The organism is Gallaecimonas xiamenensis 3-C-1 (assembly GCF_000299915.1).
Classification (GTDB): Bacteria; Pseudomonadota; Gammaproteobacteria; order Enterobacterales; family Gallaecimonadaceae; genus Gallaecimonas; species Gallaecimonas xiamenensis.
Map to the genome: position 1 here is coordinate 66,895 of NZ_AMRI01000019.1, position 20,615 is coordinate 87,509.

General features: G+C 62.5%; 19 protein-coding genes. 10 read left to right on the forward strand and 9 right to left on the reverse strand.

The window, feature by feature from the left end:
- Nucleotides 1-17 precede the first annotated feature (17 nt).
- From B3C1_RS20460 to B3C1_RS13465, 3 genes are all read left to right on the forward strand, one after another.
- A complete protein-coding gene (locus B3C1_RS20460) occupies nucleotides 18-176 on the forward strand; it encodes a hypothetical protein (RefSeq protein WP_192813381.1) in 159 nt (52 codons plus the stop codon).
- Between the two features lie 63 nt (nucleotides 177-239).
- Nucleotides 240-533 (forward strand): hypothetical protein, encoded by a 294-nt coding sequence (locus tag B3C1_RS13460; protein WP_008485475.1) that lies wholly within the window; start codon nucleotides 240-242, stop codon nucleotides 531-533.
- Nucleotides 534-580: 47 nt separating this feature from the next.
- Nucleotides 581-1,159: a CBS domain-containing protein gene (locus B3C1_RS13465; RefSeq protein ID WP_008485476.1), complete on the forward strand. Its 579-nt coding sequence runs from the start codon at nucleotides 581-583 to the stop codon at nucleotides 1,157-1,159.
- A gap of 140 nt (nucleotides 1,160-1,299) precedes the next feature.
- On the opposite strand, the gene putP is transcribed toward B3C1_RS13465, so the two are convergent.
- The 8 genes from putP to B3C1_RS13505 all read right to left on the reverse strand — a co-directional run bounded on the left by putP (nucleotide 1,300) and on the right by B3C1_RS13505 (nucleotide 10,516).
- Nucleotides 1,300-2,823, reverse strand: a complete 1,524-nt coding sequence (putP, locus tag B3C1_RS13470; RefSeq protein ID WP_008485477.1) for a sodium/proline symporter PutP — start codon at nucleotides 2,821-2,823, stop codon at nucleotides 1,300-1,302.
- A 311-nt stretch (nucleotides 2,824-3,134) separates the two neighbouring features.
- Nucleotides 3,135-3,887, reverse strand: coding sequence for an SDR family oxidoreductase (locus B3C1_RS13475; protein ID WP_336391125.1), 753 nt, complete (start codon nucleotides 3,885-3,887; stop codon nucleotides 3,135-3,137).
- 8 nt (nucleotides 3,888-3,895) lie between these two features.
- Nucleotides 3,896-4,771 carry a 3-hydroxyisobutyrate dehydrogenase gene (gene mmsB, locus B3C1_RS13480; protein ID WP_008485479.1) on the reverse strand — a complete coding sequence of 292 codons (876 nt, stop codon included), beginning with the start codon at nucleotides 4,769-4,771 and terminating at the stop codon, nucleotides 3,896-3,898.
- A gap of 9 nt (nucleotides 4,772-4,780) precedes the next feature.
- Nucleotides 4,781-5,890: an enoyl-CoA hydratase/isomerase family protein gene (locus B3C1_RS13485; RefSeq protein ID WP_008485480.1), complete on the reverse strand. Its 1,110-nt coding sequence runs from the start codon at nucleotides 5,888-5,890 to the stop codon at nucleotides 4,781-4,783.
- Nucleotides 5,887-6,663, reverse strand: coding sequence for an enoyl-CoA hydratase (locus B3C1_RS13490; protein ID WP_008485482.1), 777 nt, complete (start codon nucleotides 6,661-6,663; stop codon nucleotides 5,887-5,889). The genes B3C1_RS13485 and B3C1_RS13490 overlap by 4 nt, the downstream gene beginning before the upstream one ends.
- Before the next feature lie 10 nt (nucleotides 6,664-6,673).
- Nucleotides 6,674-7,831, reverse strand: a complete 1,158-nt coding sequence (locus B3C1_RS13495) for an acyl-CoA dehydrogenase family protein (RefSeq protein WP_008485484.1) — start codon at nucleotides 7,829-7,831, stop codon at nucleotides 6,674-6,676.
- A gap of 10 nt (nucleotides 7,832-7,841) precedes the next feature.
- Entirely contained in the window at nucleotides 7,842-9,332 is a 1,491-nt protein-coding gene (locus B3C1_RS13500; RefSeq protein ID WP_008485485.1) for a CoA-acylating methylmalonate-semialdehyde dehydrogenase, read from the reverse strand.
- An 11-nt stretch (nucleotides 9,333-9,343) separates the two neighbouring features.
- Nucleotides 9,344-10,516: a thiolase family protein gene (locus tag B3C1_RS13505; protein ID WP_008485486.1), complete on the reverse strand. Its 1,173-nt coding sequence runs from the start codon at nucleotides 10,514-10,516 to the stop codon at nucleotides 9,344-9,346.
- A 165-nt stretch (nucleotides 10,517-10,681) separates the two neighbouring features.
- On the opposite strand from B3C1_RS13505, the gene B3C1_RS13510 reads away from it, so the two are divergent.
- Complete coding sequence (locus tag B3C1_RS13510) at nucleotides 10,682-11,491, forward strand: crotonase/enoyl-CoA hydratase family protein (RefSeq protein ID WP_008485487.1); 810 nt, start codon at nucleotides 10,682-10,684, stop codon at nucleotides 11,489-11,491.
- 31 nt (nucleotides 11,492-11,522) lie between these two features.
- Here the strand turns inward: B3C1_RS13510 and B3C1_RS13515 are convergent, their stop codons facing one another.
- Nucleotides 11,523-13,364, reverse strand: coding sequence for a bifunctional metallophosphatase/5'-nucleotidase (locus B3C1_RS13515; RefSeq protein ID WP_008485488.1), 1,842 nt, complete (start codon nucleotides 13,362-13,364; stop codon nucleotides 11,523-11,525).
- A 199-nt stretch (nucleotides 13,365-13,563) separates the two neighbouring features.
- Between B3C1_RS13515 and B3C1_RS13520 the strand changes: the two genes are divergently transcribed.
- Genes B3C1_RS13520 through B3C1_RS13545 form a run of 6 tightly spaced genes read left to right on the forward strand, consistent with a single transcriptional unit; the run spans nucleotide 13,564 to nucleotide 20,539 of the window.
- Nucleotides 13,564-13,989 carry a MerR family transcriptional regulator gene (locus B3C1_RS13520; protein WP_008485489.1) on the forward strand — a complete coding sequence of 142 codons (426 nt, stop codon included), beginning with the start codon at nucleotides 13,564-13,566 and terminating at the stop codon, nucleotides 13,987-13,989.
- 27 nt (nucleotides 13,990-14,016) lie between these two features.
- Nucleotides 14,017-15,186, forward strand: a complete 1,170-nt coding sequence (locus B3C1_RS13525) for an isovaleryl-CoA dehydrogenase (RefSeq protein WP_008485490.1) — start codon at nucleotides 14,017-14,019, stop codon at nucleotides 15,184-15,186.
- 52 nt (nucleotides 15,187-15,238) lie between these two features.
- On the forward strand, nucleotides 15,239-16,843 hold the full coding sequence (locus tag B3C1_RS13530; protein WP_008485491.1) for a carboxyl transferase domain-containing protein: 1,605 nt from the start codon (nucleotides 15,239-15,241) through the stop codon (nucleotides 16,841-16,843).
- A gap of 9 nt (nucleotides 16,844-16,852) precedes the next feature.
- On the forward strand, nucleotides 16,853-17,641 hold the full coding sequence (locus B3C1_RS13535; RefSeq protein WP_008485492.1) for an enoyl-CoA hydratase-related protein: 789 nt from the start codon (nucleotides 16,853-16,855) through the stop codon (nucleotides 17,639-17,641).
- Complete coding sequence (locus tag B3C1_RS13540) at nucleotides 17,634-19,613, forward strand: acetyl/propionyl/methylcrotonyl-CoA carboxylase subunit alpha (RefSeq protein WP_008485493.1); 1,980 nt, start codon at nucleotides 17,634-17,636, stop codon at nucleotides 19,611-19,613. Before B3C1_RS13535 ends, B3C1_RS13540 begins: the two co-directional genes overlap by 8 nt.
- Complete coding sequence (locus B3C1_RS13545) at nucleotides 19,613-20,539, forward strand: hydroxymethylglutaryl-CoA lyase (protein WP_008485495.1); 927 nt, start codon at nucleotides 19,613-19,615, stop codon at nucleotides 20,537-20,539. The genes B3C1_RS13540 and B3C1_RS13545 overlap by 1 nt, the downstream gene beginning before the upstream one ends.
- The last annotated feature ends 76 nt before the right edge of the window (nucleotides 20,540-20,615 follow it).

Below are 20,615 nucleotides of genomic sequence, written 5' to 3' on the forward strand. Positions count from 1 at the left end.
CCAGAAGGAGGCCAGCCATGGCCAACCACCATCAGGGCCCGGATCAGCGCTTCGCCCAGCGCCGCCGTGGCAAAGAGCGCCGCGAAGAGATGCGCTGGGAGCCAGACAAGGAAGACAGGCGTAAGACAACGGGGCGCCGCCATGACGATTGGCAAAACAGATTGTGGCAATCTTAGGCTTGTAATTGTCGCCCCAAAGCCGCATAACTGAAGACAGGTCTTAATCTGGGAAGTCGGTAGATGCTGTCTGTCTCCCTGTCACTGCGCAAGCTTGTTTGGGTAATGTTGTTTGCCCAACTCGGCTGGCTGGGGCTATGTGAAGCCTCGGCAGAGACAGGCCTGGACGGTTATAACCACAGCCAGGTTCAAGACCCCAGCGCCCTTGTTCCCGACCTCGATCCCCCCCTGCTGCCGGTCTCCCCCCAGGGGACCTGTAATGTCTTGGCCTGGCATCCCCAGGGCGTGCAGACCCCAGCAGTGGTAACGGCCAAACGCCGTTACCTGCCACCGCCCCGCGCCTCGCCCCACTACTGAACGCAACTGTCATTCCTATAATAATTTGCCGTTCAGTAGAGGTACTTATGAACAACTTTTCTGCCATTGCCACCGTCGGCATGTCTGACGTGGAACGCTTTGTCGACGCCGAATATCCCGCCCAACTGGGGCTGGAGAGTCCTGCCGCCTGGATCACCACCGACTTTGCCCGCCGTGCTCCTTTAGTGATTGAACACGACGTCAAAGTCGACGACGCCCTGTACATGATGAAAAAGGCCCACGTGAAGGCCAAACTGGTGGTAGACGCCCAAAACCGCTTCTTGGGCATCGTCAGCGCCAGCGATCTGCAAAGCCACAAGGTGCTGATGCAGGCAACCAGCAAGAGTATTCCCCGCAGCGAGATCACGGTGCGGGATGTGATGACCGACAAGGCCCACCTGCACGGCTTTGCCTACCAGGAGCTGGAAAACGCCAGCATAGGTGATGTGCTTTATACCCTGCAGGAGTTGGGCGAGCAGCACGTGTTGCTGCTGGATAAGAGCATGCAAAGCCTGCGCGGCATGATTTCCGCCGCCGACATTGCCCGCGCCCTGCACATTCCCATCGACATTACCCAGCGCGCCCACAGCTTTGCCGAAGTTTTCCATGTGCTGAAGTCCGCCTGATTGAGCACAAACCAAGGTATGACTCTGACCGGCCCGATGGCCGGTCTTTTTTTGAGGTAGCAACCCATTCAAGCCTGCGCACCTCTCCGGCGCCGGGCACAAAAAAGCCGGCCCGAGGCCGGCTTTTTCAACGGTTCAACTTAGGCATGCTCTTCGATGATCTTTTTCATGTCATCGAAGTGGCCATGCATAGCATCAGAAGGCTCAGGACTGAGCATGCTGACCAGATAGATCGTCAGTGAACTTAAGATAAAACCAGGCACCATGGCGTAAAGCCAAGAGTTGAGCGGTACACCGTCAACCTTCACGGGGCCGTATATCCAGAACAACACAACCACGGCGCCCACTATCATGCCGGCCAAGGCACCACGCAAGGTCATTCGGCGCCAGTAGAGGCTCAGAATCACCACAGGGCCAAAGGCGGCACCAAAGCCAGCCCAGGCGTTACCTACCTGATCAAGAATGCTGCTATCACGGTCCCAAGCCAGAGCAATGGCCACTACCGAGACCAACAGCACCGATATGCGTCCAACGGTCACCAGCTCTTTTTGGCTGGCATCACGGCGCAAAAAGGCCTTGTAGAAGTCCTCGGTCAGGGAGCTGGAAGTCACCAGCAGCTGGGAGGAAATGGTGCTCATGATCGCCGCCAGTATGGCCGCCAGCAGGAAACCGCCGATCAAGGGGCTAAACAGGAACTGGGAGAAGACGATGAAGATGGTCTCGGGATCAGCCAGGGTCATCTGGGTCTTGGCCACATAGGCGATACCCACAAAGCCGGTGGCCAGGGCGCCGATAATAGACACCACCATCCAGCCAATGCCGATACGGCGGGCGACCTTCACATCCTTCACGCTACGAATAGCCATAAAGCGGACAATGATGTGCGGCTGGCCAAAATAGCCAAGGCCCCAAGCCAATAGGGAGATGATCCCCAGCATCGACATGTCCTGGGCTAGCCCCGTTTTCGCCGCATCCTTAAATAAATCCAGGTATTGAGGGTTGAGGGCTTCGACCTTACCCAGGGTGGCCGAATAGCCTCCCAGATCGGTAAAGGCCACCACCGGCACCAGCACCAGGGCGATGAACATGATGCAGCCTTGCACAAAGTCGGTCATGGAGACCGCCAGGAACCCCCCAAACAGGGTATAGGCACACACTACGGCTGCCGTCAGAATCAAGCCGGAATGATAGGACAACCCAAAAGAGCTATCGAACAACTTGCCGCCGGCAAGCAAAGAGGCCGAGGTATAAAGCGTAAAGAAAATAATAATGACCAGTGAGGAGATCAAACGCAGTACGCGTTTATGGTCGTCAAAGCGGTTACCCAGGAAATCGGGAATGGTGATGGAGTCATGGGCCACTTCGGTATAGGTGCGAAGGCGCGGCGCCACGATAACGTAGTTGAGGAAGGCACCAATGACCAAACCTACTGCAATCCAGATCTGGGATACCCCCGACACATAGATAGCACCAGGTAGGCCCATCAGCATCCAGCCGCTCATGTCCGAGGCACCGGCCGACAAGGCGGTCACCGACGGACCCAGGCCCCGGCCCCCCAGCATGTAACCGGACACGTCGTCCGTGGATTTTCGGTAGGCATACAAGCCGATGCCCAGCATGGCAACGAAGTAAGCTGCCAGCGAAATTAGCGTGCCTGTTTCCACTCTGCACTCCTTTTGTTATGTGGTGAGTGACATGCAGTTTGGCCCCCAAAAGGCGATTGCGGGGTGACCAGTGCGCACATTTCATTCGTGTTCAAACGAACACCTTAACATGACGGAAGAAAAATTTCTTCCCTGGGAACCGGCCCATAATCGCAGGGCAGTCCGCTGAACCACAATGGCACTGTACGTAAATGCGCTCAACCGCTCAAAAATGCAAAAAACTGGCCCCGGCACAACAAAATACCCCGGCAGACCAGGTGCCGGGGTACAGAAAACAAAGAGCCCAGCGCTTAGCTGGCCCCTGTTAGCCATTAAATGCGAATGCCGCCGTCAATTTCCAGCACGCGAGCGGTGAAATAGTCATTTTCGAAGATGAACTTCACGCCGTGGGCAATTTCCGCCGGCAAACCCATTCGCCCTGCGGGTATTGCCTGCTCCATGCGGGCAATGGCTTCGGGCTTCATCTGATCGGTCATGGCGGTCTTGATGACCCCGGGGGCGATGGCGCCGGTACGGATCCCGAAACGGGCCAGTTCCTTACCCCAGGTGATGGCCATGGTGGCCACGGCCGCCTTGGACGCCGAGTAGTTGGTCTGGCCCATGTTGCCGGCGCGGGACACGCTGGAGATGTTGATGATGACCCCTTTGGCGCCCTTGGCCACCATGGTGGCGGCCGCTTCCCGGCCGCACAGGAAGGTGCCGGTGACATTGACGTCGATAACCGATTGGAACTGCTCCAGGCTCATCTTGCTGACCTGGCCGTCGCGGACCTTGAGCAGCATGCCGTCGCGCATGATGCCAGCGTTGTTGATGAGGCCGTTAAGGGTACCGAAGTCTTCGCCGATCTGGGCGAAGGTCTGTTCAACGGCGGCTTCGTCGGTGATGTTGCAGCCATAACAGCGGCCTTGGCTGCCAGCCTCTTCCACCAGGCCCAGGGTGTCGTTGAGGGCGTCCTTGTCCATGTCAATCAGGGCCAGCTTGGCGCCTTGGCCGGCCAGCATGACCGCCATGGCCTGGCCCAAACCACGGGCGGCGCCGGTCACGGCGATCACAGCATTGTTCATTTCCATCGTTACTCCTCAAAGAGCGCCAGCAGGGACGAAAAGTCCTTGGTGCCGTTGCCTTTCTTGTTATGCATTTGATACAGCGAGCGCGCCAGGGCGCCCATGGGAACCGGGGCCGCCACTTCGCCGGCAGCGCCCATGGCCAGTTCCAGATCCTTACTCATCAGCTGGCTCATAAAGCCCCCTTGGTAGCCTTTGGAGGCCGGGGCGTTTTCCATGACGCCGGGCACCGGGTTGTACTTTTCCAAAACCCAGTTGCCGCCGGAGCTGACCTTCATGATGTTGGACAGCACTGTGGCGTCCAGGCCGTGGGCCAAGCCCAGCTGCAACGCCTCGCAGGTGCCGGCCATCAGTACCGACAGCAGCATGTTGTTGCAGATCTTGGCCACCTGGCCGGCACCGGCGCCGCCGGCATGGAAAATGTTGGCGCCCATGGCGTCCAGCACCGGCTTGGCACGGTCAAAGGCGCTGTCCTGGCCGCCGACGATAAAGGTCAGGGTGCCGGCAGCAGCGCCGGCGGTGCCGCCGGAGACCGGGGCGTCCACAAAGTCGATGCCAAGAGGCTCGGCGTGCTGGTGCACCAGCTTGGCGGTGGCGGCGTCTATGGTGGACGAGTCGATAACCAGGGTGCCCTTGGCCAGTTTGGCCAGCAGCCCGTCGTCACCCAGGTAGAGGCTGGCCACGTGGCGGCCGGCCGGCAGCATGGAGATCACCACCTGGCACTGGGCCGCCTGGGCCAGGTCGCCGGCGCTGGCACCGGCGCTAACCAGCTCCTGGACCGCCTCGCGGTTGAGATCCACGGCCACCACCTGGTGGCCGGCCTTGAGCAGGTTGCGGGCCATGGGGCCGCCCATGTTGCCAAGACCGATAAACGCGATTTTCATAGCCTCTCCTTAGATGTCTGCCAACGGGTGCTGGTGCCAGGGGCTCTCGAAGAACCGGGCCAGTACTGCCGGGTCTACGTCTGCGACAGTGCCAAAGCGCCATTGGGGCTGGCGGTCCTTTTCCACCAGCAGGGCCCTGACCCCTTCTTGGAATTCGCCGAATTCGCCGCAGCGCCAGGACAGCCCGGCTTCCAGGCGAAAGGCCTCGGCCAGGCTCAGCTTGGCGCCCCGTTTGAGCTGTTCGAAAACGATGGCCGCCGACAGCGGGCTGCCGTGCTTGAGGGCATCCCTGGCCTTGGTCAGCCAGGCATCGTCGCTTTCAAGGCGGCAGATGCGTTCGACGATTTGCCCCAGATCCTCACCGGCGCACAGCTGGTCAATCTGCTCCTGGTGGCCCTTGACCTGGCCTCGGGGCATCTTGACCCTGGCCGGTTGCTCCAGGGTCTTGAGGGCCTGGGTCAGTTTTTCGTGGTTCAGGCTCAGGGTTTCGCCCCAGCTCACATGGCACAGGGCGTCAAAGAGGCGGCCCTTGTCTTCGGAGGGGATGAAATGGTCGGCAAGGTCTACATAAAGGGCGTCGGCGGCATTGATGTTGGCGGCGGTCAGCCCCAAAAACAGGCCGCTCTTGCCGGGCATGCGCGACAGGAAATAGGTGCCACCCACATCCGGGTAAAGGCCGATGGTGATCTCGGGCATGGCAATGCGGGCCGTTTCCGTTACCACCCGGTGGGAGGCGCCGCTCATCAGCCCAAGGCCACCGCCCATGATGATGCCGTGGCCCCAGACCAACACCGGCTTTTTCAGGCAGTGGATTTGATAGTCCAGGCGGTACTCCTTCAAGAAGAAGGTCTCCACCGCCTGGCCGCCGTTGCCGCCTTCTTTCATGGCGTTATAAAGGGCCACCACGTCGCCGCCGGCACAGAAGGCCCGGTCCCCTGCCCCTTCCAGCACCACCATGGCCACCCTGGGGTCCGCTTCCCAGGCCCTGAGCTGGGGGCCCAGCAGGTCAATCATGGCCTCCGACAGGGCATTGAGGGACTTTTCACTGTTGAGCTTGGCTACCCCTATGCATTTGCCGTTGGCGGTATCCAGCTCGTCGAATTGCACCAGTTCTGTCATGTGTTCTGCCACTTGGGTTGTCGTTTTTCCAAGAAGGCCTGCACCCCTTCGCGCTGATCGTGGCCGTCAAAGAGCTTGACGAAATACTCCCGCTCCTTGGCCAGGCCCTGTGCCAGCGGCGCATGGCGGCAGGTCTGCACCAGTTTCTTGCAGTAGGCGACCGCCATGGGGCTTTGGTTGCCCACCTGGCGAGCCAGGGTCATGGCAGCCTCGAAGCTTTCGCCCTTGGCCACCACCTCTTCGACCAGACCAATTTCCAGGGCCTTGGCGGCGTTAACCTGCTCGCCGCAAAGGATGATGCGCTTGGCCCAGCCCTCCCCCACCAGGTGGGTGAGGTTCTGGGTACCACCGGCGCAGGGCAGCAGCCCTACCTTGGCTTCCGGCAGGGCCATCAGCGCCTGCTCCTCGGCGATACGCAGGTCACAGGCCAGGGCCACTTCCAGGCCGCCGCCCATGGCGTAGCCGTTGATGGCGGCGATGGAGACACCGCGAAAATCCGAGAGGGTCTCGAAGGCCCTGCCGAACAGGTGGGCCATTTCCGCTGCCACGTCCTTGTCGCCGTCGGCAAAGACCTTGAGGTCGGCCCCGGCGCTGAAGAACTTGTCGCTGACCGATCGCACTACCAGGGCGTAGACGTTCTTATTGGCGTTGAGTTCCTCGACGGCGGCAGCCAGGCCACGCAGGCTTTCGGCGGTCCAGGTGTTGGCCGGCGGGTTGTTGAGGGTCAGTACCGCCACGTGGCCGTCAAACTGCAGATCCAAAGGTGCTTTCACAGTAGCCTCCTTACAAAATGGGGTGGGCGTGCTCGGCCAAGAGGCGCCGGGCTATGATGAGCCGCATGATCTCGTTGGTGCCTTCCAGGATCTGGTGTACCCGCACGTCCCGCACGTGGCGCTCCAGGGGGTATTCCTGGATATAACCGTAGCCGCCGTGCAGTTGCAGGGCGTCGTTGCAGATCTTAAAGCCCAGATCCGTGGCCAGGCGTTTGGCCATGGCGCAATAGGCGGTCCTTTCCGGGTCTTTGACGTCCAGCTTGTAGGCCGCCAGGCGCACCAGCTGACGCGCCGCCACCAGTTCGGTGGCCATGTCCGCCAGCTTGAACTGCAGGGCCTGGAAGGCAGCCAGGGGCTTGCCGAACTGCTGGCGCTCCTTGAGGTACTGGGTGGCGGTGTCCAGGGCCTGCTGGGCAGTGCCGATGGAGCAGGTGGCGATATTGATGCGACCGCCGTCCAGGCCCATCATGGCGAACTTAAAGCCTTCCCCTTCCTCACCTAGGCGGTAATGGGCGGGAATGCGCACCTTGTCGAAGGTGACCATGCGGGTGGGCTGGGCGTTCCAGCCCATTTTCTCTTCGGCCTTGCCGTAGCCGATGCCGTCAAGGTCGGCCGGGACCACAAAGGCGCTGATGCCGCCGGGGCCGGCTTCGCCGGTACGGGCCATCACCACCAGCACCTGGGTGCTGCCGGCACCGCTGATAAAGACCTTGGCGCCGTTCAGCTCATAATGGTCACCGTCGCGGCGGGCCGAGGTGGTAAGGCTGGCAGCGTCGGAGCCGGCACCCGGCTCGGTCAGGCAGTAGGACGCCAGCCGCTCCCCAGTCACCAGGTCGGGGCAGAACTCGGCCACCGCTTCTGGGGTGCCGAAGCTCGCCACCATCCAGGTGGCCATGTTGTGGATGGTCATGTAGGCGGTGGTGCTGGTGCAGCCCATGGCCAGCTGTTCGAAGACGATGCTGGCGTCCAGGCGGGAAAGCCCCAGGCCACCGGCCGCTTCCGGGGTGTAGAGGCTTAAAAAGCCCAGTTCGCCGGCCTGCTTGATCACCTCCACTGGGAAATGGTGTTCCTTGTCCCAGCGGGCGGCGTTGGGGGCCAGTTCGCTGGCGGCAAACTGGCGGGCAGTGTCTTGGAAGGCCTGTTGGTCTTCGGTCAGGTGAAAGTTCACAGGCATCCCCTTACTTCAAATGGATGGTCATGTTGGGGCCAGAGGGAATGTCCTCGTTGAACCAGCGGGCGGTCACCGTCTTGGTCTCGGTGTAAAAGCGCACCGCCTGTTTGCCGTAAGCATGCTGGTCACCGTAGAAAGAACCCTTCCAACCGGTGAAGCTGAAGAACGGCAGCGGTACCGGAATCGGCACGTTGATGCCCACCTGGCCCACTTCAATCTCGTGCTGGTATTTGCGGGCGGCGGCGCCGCAGGCGGTGAAGATGGAAGTGCCGTTGCCGTAGGGGTTGGCGTTGACCAGGGCGATGGCGTCATCCAGGGAGTCGGCATTGGTCAGGCACAACACAGGCCCGAAGATCTCTTCCTTGTAGATGCGCATATCGGCGGTGACGTCGCCAAAGAGGGTCGGCCCCACCCAGTTGCCGGTTTCAAAGCCCTTGAGGGTAAAACCGGAGCCGTCCAGCAGGCAGGTGGCCCCTTCGTCCTTACCGGCCTGGATCAGCGCCAGCACCCTTTCCCTGGCCTTGGGGGAAATGAGCGGGCCATAGGCCGCGTCGGGATCGTTCCACAGGCCAGGGCGAACCTTGGCCAGCTCCTGCTGGATATCGGCGGCCCACTGCTGGGCCTCACCCACCAGTACCACCACCGAAATGGCCATGCAGCGCTGGCCGGCGGCACCCACTGAGGCGCCGACGATGTTGTTGATCACCTGCTGCTTGTTGGCGTCGGGCATCACCACCATGTGGTTCTTGGCGCCGGCAAAGGCCTGGACCCGCTTCATGTTCTCGGTGCCACGGCGGTAGATGTACTGGCCCACCGGCACCGAGCCCACGAAGGACAGGGCCTTGACCGAGGGATGGTCCAGCAGGAAGTCCACCTGGTCTTTGCCGCCGTGAATGACCTGCAACACCCCTTTGGGGGCGCCGGCTTCCACGAACAGCTCCACCAGCCGGGTGGGGGTCAGGGGGTCCTGCTCCGAGGGTTTCAAAATAAAGGTGTTACCGCAGGCGATGGCCAGGGGGAACATCCACAGCGGGATCATCGCCGGGAAGTTAAAGGGGGTGATACCGGCACAGACACCCAGCGGCTGGGTCAGGCTGTAGCAGTCGATGCCACGGGCCACGTTCTCTACCGTTTCCCCCATCATCAGACTGGCGATATTGGCGGCGTGTTCCACCACCTCGATACCGCGCCAGACATCGCCCTTGGCGTCTTCGAAGGTCTTGCCGGTTTCACCGGCCAAGATGGTGGCAATTTCATCGTGGTGATCTTTAAGGAGCTGCTGGTAGCGCAGCATCACCCGAGCCCGCTGGGACACCGGGGTTTCCTTCCACTCCAAGAAGGCCTGCTTGGCGCTCTCTACCGCCGCTTCCATCTCCCCTTGGGTGGCGCAGGGTACCTTGGCAATAACGCTGTTGTCGGCAGGGTTGGTCACGTCGATGAACTGTTCGCTGCGGCTCGGCACGAACTGGCCGTCGATAAAAAGAGGAACTGTTTTCATGGCCGATTTCCTTAAAGAAGCTCGATGGCGACAGCGGTGGCTTCACCGCCGCCGATGCAAAGGGAAGCAATGCCGCGCTTGAGGCCGCGGCGCTTGAGGGCATAGGCCAGGGTCACCAGCAGGCGCGCCCCGGTGCAGCCAATGGGGTGGCCAAGGGCGCAGGCGCCGCCGTTGACGTTGACCTTGGCGCCGTCCAGCCCCAGCTCCTGGATGGCCAGCATGGTGACCATGGCGAAGGCTTCGTTGATCTCGAACAGGTCCACCTGGTCCTTTTGCCAGCCGGCCTTGTCCAGCACCTTCTGGATAGCCCCTACCGGCGCTATGGTGAATTCGCTGGGGTGCTGGGCATGCTGGGCCTGGCCGACGATACGGGCCAGGGGCACCAGGCCGCGCGCCTTGGCGTCTTCTTCGCGCATCAGCACCAGGGCGGCGGCGCCGTCGGAAATAGACGAGGCGTTGGCGGCGGTAATGGAGCCGTCTTTGGCAAAAGCCGGGCGCAGGGTCGGGATCTTTTCAGGGTCCGCCTTGGCGGGCTGCTCGTCCTTGTTCACGTCCAGCTCCCCTTTGCGGGTCTTGACGGTCACCGGGGTTATCTCGTCGGCAAAGGCGCCGCTGTCGATGGAGGCCCTGGCCCGAGTCAGGGACTCGATGGCAAAGCGGTCCATGGCGTCGCGGCCAAGGCCGTATTGGTCAGAGGTTTCCTGGGCAAAAGAGCCCATCAGGCGGCCGGTGTAGGCGTCTTCCAGGCCGTCCAGGAACATATGGTCCTTAACCTCCCCATGGCCCATGCGCAGGCCACCACGGGCCTTGGGCAGCAAATAGGGAGCATTGGTCATGGACTCCATACCGCCGGCCACCACCACGTCGGCGCTGCCGGCTTTGAGCAGATCATGGGCCAGCATCACCGCCTTCATCCCCGAGCCGCACACCTTGTTGACGGTGGTGGCTCCGGCGCCGTCCGGCAGGCCGGCATGGCGGCTGGCCTGGCGCGCCGGGGCCTGGCCGGTACCGGCAGGCAGCACGCAGCCCATCAGAGTTTCACTGACATCGCTGCCCTTTAGGCCGGCGCGGCCCAGGGCGGCCTTGATGGCGGCGGCACCCAGCAACGGGGCCGGCACGTCCGACAGGGCCCCCTGGAATCCGCCCATGGCGGTACGGGCTGCGCCCACTATGACGATAGACATGGCTCACTCCTTCAAAGCGATTTTCCACAGCCTATCGCAATATTGACGTTTACGGCAACGTAAAGCGGTACGACCTCTGCTTGGAAAAATCAAGGGGCAAGGGCTGACGCCTTGGCAGCCCCTGGGGTAGGCTGGCGCAAACACCAATAACGAGGCAGGAGCCCCATGACCGACCCCCGTGTTCAATGGACGGTAAAAGACCATATCGCCCACGTCTGGCTAAACAGGGCCGACAAGCTCAACGGCCTGGACCTGGCGATGTTTAAGGACATGGTGGCCGCCGCCAAGGCTATCCGCCGCGACAAGAGGGTGCGGGTGGTGATCTTGGCCGGCCGGGGCCAGGGCTTTAGTGCCGGCCTGGACTTCAAGGCGGTGCAGCGCTCCCCTATGATGGCCTTGAAACTCTTCCTCAAATGGCCCTGGCGCCAGCAGAACCTGGCCCAAAAGATCGCCCACTGCTGGCGCGACCTGCCGGTACCGGTGATCGCCGCCTTGCACGGCCCCTGCTTTGGCGGCGGCCTGCAAATCGCCCTGGCCTGCGATTTTCGCATCGCCGCCGCCGACACCCAGATGTCGGTGATGGAGATGAAATGGGGACTGATCCCGGACATGAGCGCCATGGTCACCCTGTCCCGGCTGACCCGCCTGGACATCGCCCAGTGGCTGACCATGACCGGGCGGCGTTTTGACGCCACTCAAGCCCTGGAATACGGCCTGGTGACCCAGGTGGCGGCAGACCCACTGGCGGCGGCAGAGGCTCTGGCCCAGGACATCGCCCACCAGTCCCCCGACGCCGTAGCCGCCGCCAAGTACCTTTTCAAGAAGACCTGGAAGAAGGACACCGGCAGCGCCCTGCGCTGGGAGCGTTGGGTACAGGCCAGGCTCCTTGGCCGGCGCAACCAGCGCCTGGCCATGCAGCAGGGCCTGGGCAAAGACCAGGGCCCGGCCCCCTTCCAGGACCGCAGCCTCTTTTAACAAAAAAGCCGCCCTAGGGGCGGCTTTTGGGTTACTGGCCTTTGGCCTGGTAGGTCACCACCTGGTAGGGCAAGGGTTTGAGGGTCCCCTGGGCCTTGGCAAAGTCGATAAAGGCGGCGTTATCCAGGTAGCCGGTATCCACATAGCTGCCGGGCAGGCGATGTAGCAGGGCCAGGTAGCCTTCCTTGCCGGAGGCGGTAAAGGCGGTGGAGCCCACCTTGTAGACCTGGGCCGGGTCCAGCGGCTGCCATTGGCCACTGGCGTCGTCCAGTAGCTCAACCACTGTCAGGCGCTGGCCACGGGGCTGGTTACCGTCGTAGGTAAAGCGCAGGTGGCCGGTGTAGGGGAAGGCGCCGTCGCCGGTGCCCATGATGCCGTCGGCATCCACGGCGTTGTCGATGGCCCCTTCCAGGGCCGCCGCCAGATCACTGCCCTTGAGCTTGAAGGTCACCAAGGGGTTGGAAAAGGGCAGCAGCCCCCCCGCTACCAGGCCCACCGTCAGCTTGCCTTCCTTGATGGCGTCGCGCACCCCGCCGGAGTTTTGGATGGTGACATCCACGGCGTTGTTCATGGCCTTGAGGTTTTGGTACATGGACTCGGCGATCAGCGGCGCCACTTCCGAGCCGTGCACCGGCAGGGGCGCCCCGCCCCGGGCCTTGCCGGGAATGCGCACATGGTCCAGGGTCTTGGGCACCTGGGCTATCACCTGGTTGTTGAGGGCTTCGACCTGGGGCTTGAAATCCTGGTCTATCAGCTGGCGCATGGCGGCGTCTTCGGCCACCAGGCTGATGTTGTCATTGGCGGCGATAAAGGCGTCAACGGTGGCCTTGTCTTCGGCGCTGACCGGGGTCTTCTTGCCACTGCCGTAGTCATGGCTGAACTGGTCCCCCACCAGCAGGGTGTTATGGCCCTGGCACTGGGTCACCTGGCCTTGGCTGTCGAAGCTGACGGTGAAAAAGCCCAGGGCCTCGGCGTACTGGCCGGCCTGCACTATGCAAGTCGTGCCGTGCATCTGGGCGTAATCCTGTTCATGGGCCAGGCCCAGGTTGGAAAAGTCCCCCAGCAGGGTATGGGAGTGGCCGCCGACGATAACGTCGATGTCCGGCACCGCGTCCGCCACCGCCTGGTCCCGCACCAGGCCGATATGGGACAGCATCACTACCTTGTCCACCCCTTTGGCCTTCAGCGCCGCCACTATGCCCTTGGCGGTGGCCACTTCGCCGTGAAAGTCCACGTCTTGGTCGGGGCTGGTGATCACCTTGGCGTCTTCCAGCACCAGGCCGAACAGGCCCACCTGCTGGCCGTTGACGGTCTTGATAAGGTAACCGCCCTGCCCCGCCTTGGCGTCGTAATGGACAAAGTTGCCCAGCTTGGCCAGAGGATGGGCCTTGGCTTGGTCTTCACGGCTCAAGTCCATATTGGAGGCCAGCACCGGGAACTGGGCCTTGCCGATAAACTGGGCCAGGGGTTCGTTGCCAAGGTCAAACTCGTGGTTGCCCACCACCATGGCGTCCAGGCCCATGTCGTTAAGAAGGGCGGCGTTGGCCTGGCCTTTGAAGTTGGTGAAATAAAGGGAGCCCTGGAAGGCGTCGCCTCCATGTAAGAAGAGGAAGGGCAAACCCTGCTCATGAGCCCACTGGCGCACCTTGAGGCTCTGGGCCTTGACCCTGGGGTAGCCACCTACCGGGGCGCGCACCGCCAGGCTGCCGGCGTTAAAATCCAGCAGGCCGCCGTCGAAATGGGAGTGGGTGTCGTTGATATGGGCGATGGCCAGGGTCAGGGGCGCTTCAGGGGTGTCCTGGGTGTCGCTCTGGCAGCCGGCCAACAACGAAAGCAGCAGCCAAGGGGCGACTTTCCATGGATGAGGTTTCATTCTGATTCCTGTGAGCATGTTGTTTTCTTTGTGCCGACATCTTACCCATCCTTGGGCTACAAGCCTATGAAAGCCACAAACAAGACTTGCCTTTTCTAGCCGAGAAAGTCAGTCTTGACAGGGGCTTGAGCGCAATTCACCCCCGGGCGCTTACAGCTTTACCTTTACGTAAACTTCCAGTAAGGTAGAACCATCGACGATGAGCCAAGACACCATGTCCAACAAGAGCATCACTTACAGCATCAGCGAACTGGCCAAAGAGTTCGACATCACCACCAGGTCCATTCGTTTCTACGAAGACCAGGGGCTGATAACGCCGGAGCGCAAAGGACAAACCCGTATCTACAACCGCCAGGACAGAGTGCGCTTGAAGCTGACCCTGCGCGGTAAGCGTCTGGGCTTTTCCCTGGCAGAGATCCGTAAGTTGTTCGATCTGTATGATGCCGACAAGTCCTCCATCACCCAGCTAAATACCATGCTGGAACTGGTGGCCGAGAAAAAAGCGGCCCTGGAGCAGCAGATGGAAGACATCAAAGTGGTGCTCATGGAACTGACGTCGGCAGAAACCCGCTGCCGCACCGCCTTAGCCGACATTAACCACAAGAAAAAGGCCAGCGGCAGCTAACCACCACGCATCTCGGGGGAGAAGCTGATGATTAGCCAGTTCAAAAGCCTGAATTTCGGTTTGGGCGACACTGCGGACATGCTCCGCGACCACGTCAATTCTTTCGCCCGTGAGGTCATAGCCCCTCGCGCCGCGCAAATCGACCACGACAACCTGTTCCCCAACGAACTCTGGCCTCGCCTGGGTGAGATGGGCCTGCTGGGGGTGACCGTATCGGAAGAATACGGCGGTGCCGGCATGGGCTATCTGGAACACGTGATCGCCATGGAAGAGATCTCCCGGGCCAGCGCCTCGGTGGGCCTGTCCTACGGCGCCCATTCCAACCTCTGCGTCAACCAAATTTACCGTAACGGCAGCGAGGTCCAAAAGCAGGCCTACCTGCCCAAGCTGGTCAGCGGCGAGCACATCGGTGCCCTGGCCATGTCCGAGCCCAATGCCGGCTCCGACGTGGTGTCCATGAAACTGAGCGCCCGCGACAACGGCGACCACTATGTGCTGAACGGCAACAAAATGTGGATCACCAACGGCCCCGACGCCCACACCTATGTGGTCTACGCCAAGACCGACGCCGACAAGGGCCCCCACGGCATCACCGCCTTTATCATAGAGCGGGGCTTCAAGGGCTTTAGCCAGGCGCAAAAACTGGACAAGCTGGGCATGCGCGGCTCCAACACCTGTGAACTGGTGTTCGAAGACTGCATCGTGCCCAAGGAAAACGTCCTCGGCGGCCTCAACCAGGGGGTCAAGGTGCTGATGAGCGGCCTGGACTACGAACGGGTGGTGCTGTCCGGCGGCCCCCTTGGCATCATGCAGGCCTGCATGGACGTGGTGGTGCCCTACGTGCACGACCGCCAGCAGTTCGGCCAGGCCATCGGCAGCTTCCAGCTGGTGCAGGGCAAACTGGCCGACATGTACACCCGCATGAACGCCGCCCGCGCCTATGTCTATACCGTGGCCAAGGCCTGCGACCGGGGCGAAACCACCCGCAAGGACGCCGCCGGCGCCATCCTCTACAGTGCCGAACTGGCCACCCAACTGGCCCTGGACGCCATCCAGCTGCTGGGAGGCAACGGCTACATCAACGAGTACCCCACAGGCCGCCTGCTGCGGGACGCCAAACTCTATGAAATTGGCGCCGGTACCTCCGAGATCCGCCGCATGCTCATCGGCCGCGAACTCTTCAACGAATCCCGCTAAAAGCTCCCTGGGGCGCCCGTCCGGGCGCCCTTGCCTGAAAAGGACCCTGACGATGATCCTGTCATCCCATATCAACGCCAATAGCGACGCCTTCTTGCAAAAGGACGCGGCCATGCGCGCCCTGGTGGCCGACCTCAAAGACAAGGTGGCCAACATCACCCTGGGGGGCGGTGCCAAGGCCTGTGAACGCCACAAGTCCAGGGGCAAGCTGCTGGCCCGTGAACGCATCGACCTGCTGCTCGATCCCGGCTCGGCATTTTTGGAAATCGCCCAATTGGCCGCTTTCCAAGTCTATGAAGATCATGTTCCCTGTGCCGGCGTGGTGGCTGGCATCGGCCGGGTCAGCGGGGTCGAGTGCATGATTGTGGCCAACGACGCCACGGTCAAAGGCGGCACCTATTACCCGCTGACGGTGAAAAAACACCTGCGGGCCCAGGAGATTGCCGCCCGTTGCCACCTGCCCTGCCTGTATCTGGTTGACTCCGGCGGCGCCTTTTTGCCCCGCCAGGACGAGGTGTTCCCGGACCGGGACCACTTCGGCCGCATTTTCTTCAACCAGGCGCAGATGTCCGCCAAGGGCATACCGCAAATAGCGGTGGTGATGGGGCTCTGTACCGCCGGCGGCGCCTATGTGCCGGCCATGGCCGACGAGTCCATCATCGTCCGTAACCAGGGCACCATCTTCCTGGCCGGGCCGCCCCTGGTCAAAGCCGCCACCGGCGAGGAAGTGAGCGCCGAAGACTTAGGCGGCGCCGACGTGCACTGCAAGGTCAGCGGGGTGGCGGACCATTACGCCCAGGACGACGCCCATGCCCTGGCCCTGGCCCGGGACGCGGTGGCCAACCTCAACTGGCAAAAGCCCAGCCAGGTGGCCATCAGTGACCCAAGGCCGCCCCGCTACAGCCCCGAAGAGCTGTACGGCATCGTCGGTACCGACCTGAAAAAGCCGTTCGACGTAAAGGAAGTCATCGCCCGCTTGGTGGACGACTCCGAGTTTCACGAATTCAAGGCCCTGTACGGTCCGACCCTGGTCTGCGGCTTTGCCCAGATCCAGGGTTACCCGGTGGGCATAGTGGCCAACAACGGCATCCTGTTCAGTGAAAGCGCTCAAAAAGGCGCCCATTTCATCGAGTTGTGCTGCCAGCGCAAGGTGCCCTTGGTGTTCTTGCAGAACATCACCGGCTTTATGGTTGGCCAAAAATACGAGGCCGAAGGCATCGCCAAGCACGGTGCCAAGATGGTGACAGCGGTGAGCTGCGCCAATGTGCCCAAATTCACCCTGGTGATCGGTGGCTCCTACGGTGCCGGCAACTACGGCATGTGCGGCCGCGCCTATGACCCCACCCTGATGTGGATGTGGCCCAACGCCCGCATTTCGGTGATGGGTGGCGAGCAGGCTGCCGGGGTATTGGCCACCGTCACCAAAGACAACCTGGCGAAAAAGGGCGAAAGCTGGAGCGATGAGCAAGAGCAGGCCTTCAAGGCCCCCATCATCGACCAGTACGAGCAGCAGGGACACCCCTACTACGCATCGGCTAGGCTTTGGGACGACGGCGTCATCGACCCCGCCCAAAGCCGCGAGGTGCTGGGGCTGGCCCTGGCTGCGGCCCTGAACGCCCCCATCAGCGACACCCGTTTCGGCGTGTTCCGCATGTAAGGAGAGATCATGGACTGGTTAATCACGGATATCGACGAGCGCGGCGTGGCCAGCCTCTGTCTGAACCGCCCGGAAAAATTCAATGCCTTCGACGAGGTGCTGATCGGCCAATTGGTCCAGGCCCTGTCGGAACTGGCCTCGGACCCCAAGGTGCGGCTGCTGGTGCTCAAGGCCGAGGGCAAGCATTTCTCGGCCGGGGCCGATCTCAACTGGATGCAGCGCCAGGTCACCCAAAGCTTTGACCAGAACCTGGCCGAAGCCGAGGCCCTGGCCGAACTGATGATGCGCCTGGACAGCTTCCCCCACCCCACTGTTTGCCGGGTGCAGGGCAGCGCCTTTGGCGGCGCCCTTGGCCTTATCGCCTGCTGCGACATCGCCGTTGCCGAACCCAAGGCCCAGTTCTGCCTATCCGAGGTCAAACTGGGCCTTATCCCGGCAGTGATCAGCCCCTATATGGTGCGCACCCTTGGCCATCGCCAGACCCGCCGCTACGCCCTGACCGCCGAGCGCTTCGACGCCGCCACCGCCCTGGCCCTGGGGCTGGTCCATGAGGTGACCGACAACCTCGACAGCCAGCTTGAGCACTTCGTGAACCTGCTGCTGGGCAACGGTCCCGAGGCCCTGGTGGCCTGCAAGCAGCTGCTGGATCAGGTCTCCCGCGAGCCACTGGACGACGCCCTTCGCCACCACACGGCCAACGAAATCGCCCGGATCAGGGTCAGCCCCGAAGGCCAGGAAGGGCTCAAAGCCTTCTTCGACAAGCGGCCACCCGGCTGGCAGGTAAAGCGCCATGTTTAAGACCCTCCTTATTGCCAACAGGGGCGAGATCGCCTGCCGGGTGATCCGCACCGCCCATCGCCTGGGCATTCGCTGCGTTGCCGTCTATTCCGACGCCGACAAGCAGGCCCGCCACGTGCAACTGGCCGACGAGGCCTGGCACCTGGGGCCGAGCGACGCCAGCCAGTCCTATCTGCGCGCCGACAAGATCCTGGCCATCGCCAAGGCCGCCGGCGCCGACGCCGTGCACCCCGGCTATGGCTTTTTGTCCGAAAACAGCGGCTTTGCCCAGGCCTGCTTTGACGCCGGTATCGCCTTTGTCGGGCCGCCGGTGGCCGCCATCGACGCCATGGGCTCCAAGTCGGCCGCCAAGGCCATCATGGCCGAGGCCGGGGTGCCCCTGGTACCGGGCTACCACGGCGACGACCAGTCCGACGCCACCTTGCTGCGCGAAGCCATCGACATCGGTTTTCCGCTGCTGATCAAGGCCGCCATGGGCGGCGGCGGCAAGGGCATGCGGGTGGTGGAAGGGCCGGAGAAGCTCAAGGAAGCCATCGAAAGTGCCCGCCGTGAGGCCAAGAGCGCCTTCGGCGACGACACCCTGCTGCTGGAGCGCTACCTGACCCGGCCCCGCCACGTGGAAGTGCAGGTCTTTGCCGACAGCCAGGGCCACTGCATCTACCTGGGCGACCGGGACTGCTCGGCCCAGCGCCGCCACCAAAAGGTGGTGGAAGAAGCCCCGGCCCCCGGCCTTAGCCCCAAGCTGCGCCAAGCCATGGGGGAGGCGGCGGTCAAGGCCGCCCAGGCCATCGGCTATGTGGGGGCCGGCACCGTCGAGTTCTTGCTGGACGGCCACGACTTCTTCTTTATGGAAATGAACACCCGCCTGCAGGTGGAGCACCCGGTCACCGAGATGGTCACCGGCCAGGATCTGGTGGAATGGCAGCTGTTGGTCGCGGCTGGCCAGCCCCTGCCCCTTGCCCAGCAGGACGTAGCCTGCAACGGCCACAGCGTCGAAGTGCGTATCTACGCCGAAGACCCCTACAAGGGCTTTTTGCCCCAAAGCGGTCTTATCAAACTGCTGCGCGAACCGGCCAGCGGCGTGCGTATCGACACCGGGGTGCGGCAAGGGGACGAGATCAGTCCCTTCTACGACCCGATGATTGCCAAGCTGATTGTCCACGGCAGTGACCGGGTGTCGGCCCTTGGCAAGATGGCCAGGGTGCTGGACCGCTACTGCCTGGCCGGGATCCATACCAACGTCGGTTTCCTGCGCCGCCTGGTCAGCCATCCGGCCTTTGTGGCCGGGGATCTGTGCACCCGCTTTATCGACCAGCACGCCGCCAGCCTCACCGGCGAGCCCCAATGGACCGAGCATCGCCTGGCCCTGGCGGCCCTGGCCATCCTTTGCTATCGCCGCCAGGGGGCCCAGGAGCGGCGCCAGGCCAGCAGCGAACCCGGCTCGTTGTGGCACAGGGCCGACGGCTGGCGTCTCAACAGCGATCCTGTGCTAACCCTGCGCCTGGACAAGGGCGACGGCGAGCTGCTGGCCGTAGAAGCCAGGGCCAGCGGCAATGGCTGGCAACTGGGCTTTCACGGCCACCAGGTGCTGGCCGAAGGCCAATTGCAGGACGACAACCTGCAGGCCAGCCTCGACGGCCACCAGCTCAGCCTGCCGGTGTGGCGCCACGGCGACAGCGTGGTGCTGTTCGACCAGGGCCAGCCCTTTGAAGTGCGGCTGCACCGCAATGAAACCCTGCAAGACGACGGCCACGAGGCCGACCTGACCGCCCCCATGAACGGCACCATAGTGGCGGTGCCGGCCAAGGCCGGTGACAAGGTCAAGGCCGGTGACACCCTCATTGTCATGGAGGCCATGAAAATGGAATACGCCATTGCCGCCCCCAGGGACGCGGTGGTAGCGGAAGTCTTCTTCCAGCCCGGGCAACGGGTCAGCGACGGCGCCGAACTGGTGCGCCTGGAGGAAGCCTGATGCCCTACCCCCAGCAGGTTCGCATTGTCGAAGTGGGAGCCCGGGACGGCCTGCAAAACGAAGCCGTGCAGGTGGCCCTCGAGGACAAAAAACAGCTGATTGAGATGCTGGTGGGGGCCGGCCTTCGCCATGTGGAAGTGGGCAGCTTTGTGTCTCCCAAATGGGTGCCGCAGATGGCCGACACCGCCGCCCTGTTCGCCGCCCTGGCCCGCAAGGAAGGGGTGGTCTATTCGGCCCTGACCCCCAACCTCAAGGGCCTGGAAGGGGCCCTGGCCGCCGGGGCCGACGAAGTGGCGGTGTTCGGCGCCGCTTCCGAGACCTTCAGCCAGGCCAACATCAACTGCTCCATCGACGAGAGTCTGGCCCGCTTTGCCCCTGTGGCCAGCCAGGCCAAGGCCAAGGGCCTGCGGGTACGCGGCTATGTGTCCTGCGTGCTGGGCTGCCCCTACGAGGGGGACATAGACCCGGCCCAGGTCACCCGGGTGGCCAAGGCCCTGCTGGCGATGGGCTGCGACGAAATTTCCCTTGGCGACACCATAGGGGTCGGCACCCCGGTTAAAACCCAGCAGCTGATCGACGCCGTGGCCCAGCAGGTGCCCCTGAGCAAACTGGCGGTGCACTTTCACGACACCTACGGCATGGCCATTGCTAATATCCACCAGGCCCTGGCCATGGGGGTGAGCGTGGTGGACAGCGCCGTGGCCGGCCTAGGGGGCTGCCCCTACGCCAAGGGGGCCAGCGGCAACGTCGCCACCGAAGATCTGGTGTACCTGCTTAACGGCCTAGGCATAGCCCATGGGGTCGATTTGGCCAGGCTGTGCGAAGCTGGCCGCTTTATCAGTGACAAATTGGGTCGCCCGCCGGTGTCCAAGGTTGCCCAGGCCATGATGGGCCGGGAAAAAGCCTGCCTGATGACCCATCTTTAAGGAGTAAAAGGTGTCTGGATTCAACAAGATAGTCCACAGCTATGACGAAGCCCTGGCGGGCATCGACAGCAACATG

Excerpts from the sequence above, each read along its gene's own strand:
- B3C1_RS13540 (WP_008485493.1), top strand. The coding sequence starts at position 17,634 with ATGTTTAAGACCCTCCTTATTGCCAACAGGGGCGAGATCGCCTGCCGG.
- B3C1_RS13465 (WP_008485476.1), top strand. The coding sequence starts at position 581 with ATGAACAACTTTTCTGCCATTGCCACCGTCGGCATGTCTGACGTGGAA.
- B3C1_RS13515 (WP_008485488.1), bottom strand. The coding sequence starts at position 13,364 with ATGAAACCTCATCCATGGAAAGTCGCCCCTTGGCTGCTGCTTTCGTTG.
- B3C1_RS13510 (WP_008485487.1), top strand. The coding sequence starts at position 10,682 with ATGACCGACCCCCGTGTTCAATGGACGGTAAAAGACCATATCGCCCAC.
- B3C1_RS13500 (WP_008485485.1), bottom strand. The coding sequence starts at position 9,332 with ATGAAAACAGTTCCTCTTTTTATCGACGGCCAGTTCGTGCCGAGCCGC.
- mmsB (WP_008485479.1), bottom strand. The coding sequence starts at position 4,771 with ATGAAAATCGCGTTTATCGGTCTTGGCAACATGGGCGGCCCCATGGCC.
- B3C1_RS13525 (WP_008485490.1), top strand. The coding sequence starts at position 14,017 with ATGATTAGCCAGTTCAAAAGCCTGAATTTCGGTTTGGGCGACACTGCG.
- B3C1_RS13485 (WP_008485480.1), bottom strand. The coding sequence starts at position 5,890 with ATGACAGAACTGGTGCAATTCGACGAGCTGGATACCGCCAACGGCAAA.
- B3C1_RS20460 (WP_192813381.1), top strand. The coding sequence starts at position 18 with ATGGCCAACCACCATCAGGGCCCGGATCAGCGCTTCGCCCAGCGCCGC.
- B3C1_RS13545 (WP_008485495.1), top strand. The coding sequence starts at position 19,613 with ATGCCCTACCCCCAGCAGGTTCGCATTGTCGAAGTGGGAGCCCGGGAC.
- B3C1_RS13520 (WP_008485489.1), top strand. The coding sequence starts at position 13,564 with ATGAGCCAAGACACCATGTCCAACAAGAGCATCACTTACAGCATCAGC.
- B3C1_RS13530 (WP_008485491.1), top strand. The coding sequence starts at position 15,239 with ATGATCCTGTCATCCCATATCAACGCCAATAGCGACGCCTTCTTGCAA.
- B3C1_RS13505 (WP_008485486.1), bottom strand. The coding sequence starts at position 10,516 with ATGTCTATCGTCATAGTGGGCGCAGCCCGTACCGCCATGGGCGGATTC.
- B3C1_RS13475 (WP_336391125.1), bottom strand. The coding sequence starts at position 3,887 with ATGAACAATGCTGTGATCGCCGTGACCGGCGCCGCCCGTGGTTTGGGC.
- B3C1_RS13460 (WP_008485475.1), top strand. The coding sequence starts at position 240 with ATGCTGTCTGTCTCCCTGTCACTGCGCAAGCTTGTTTGGGTAATGTTG.
- B3C1_RS13535 (WP_008485492.1), top strand. The coding sequence starts at position 16,853 with ATGGACTGGTTAATCACGGATATCGACGAGCGCGGCGTGGCCAGCCTC.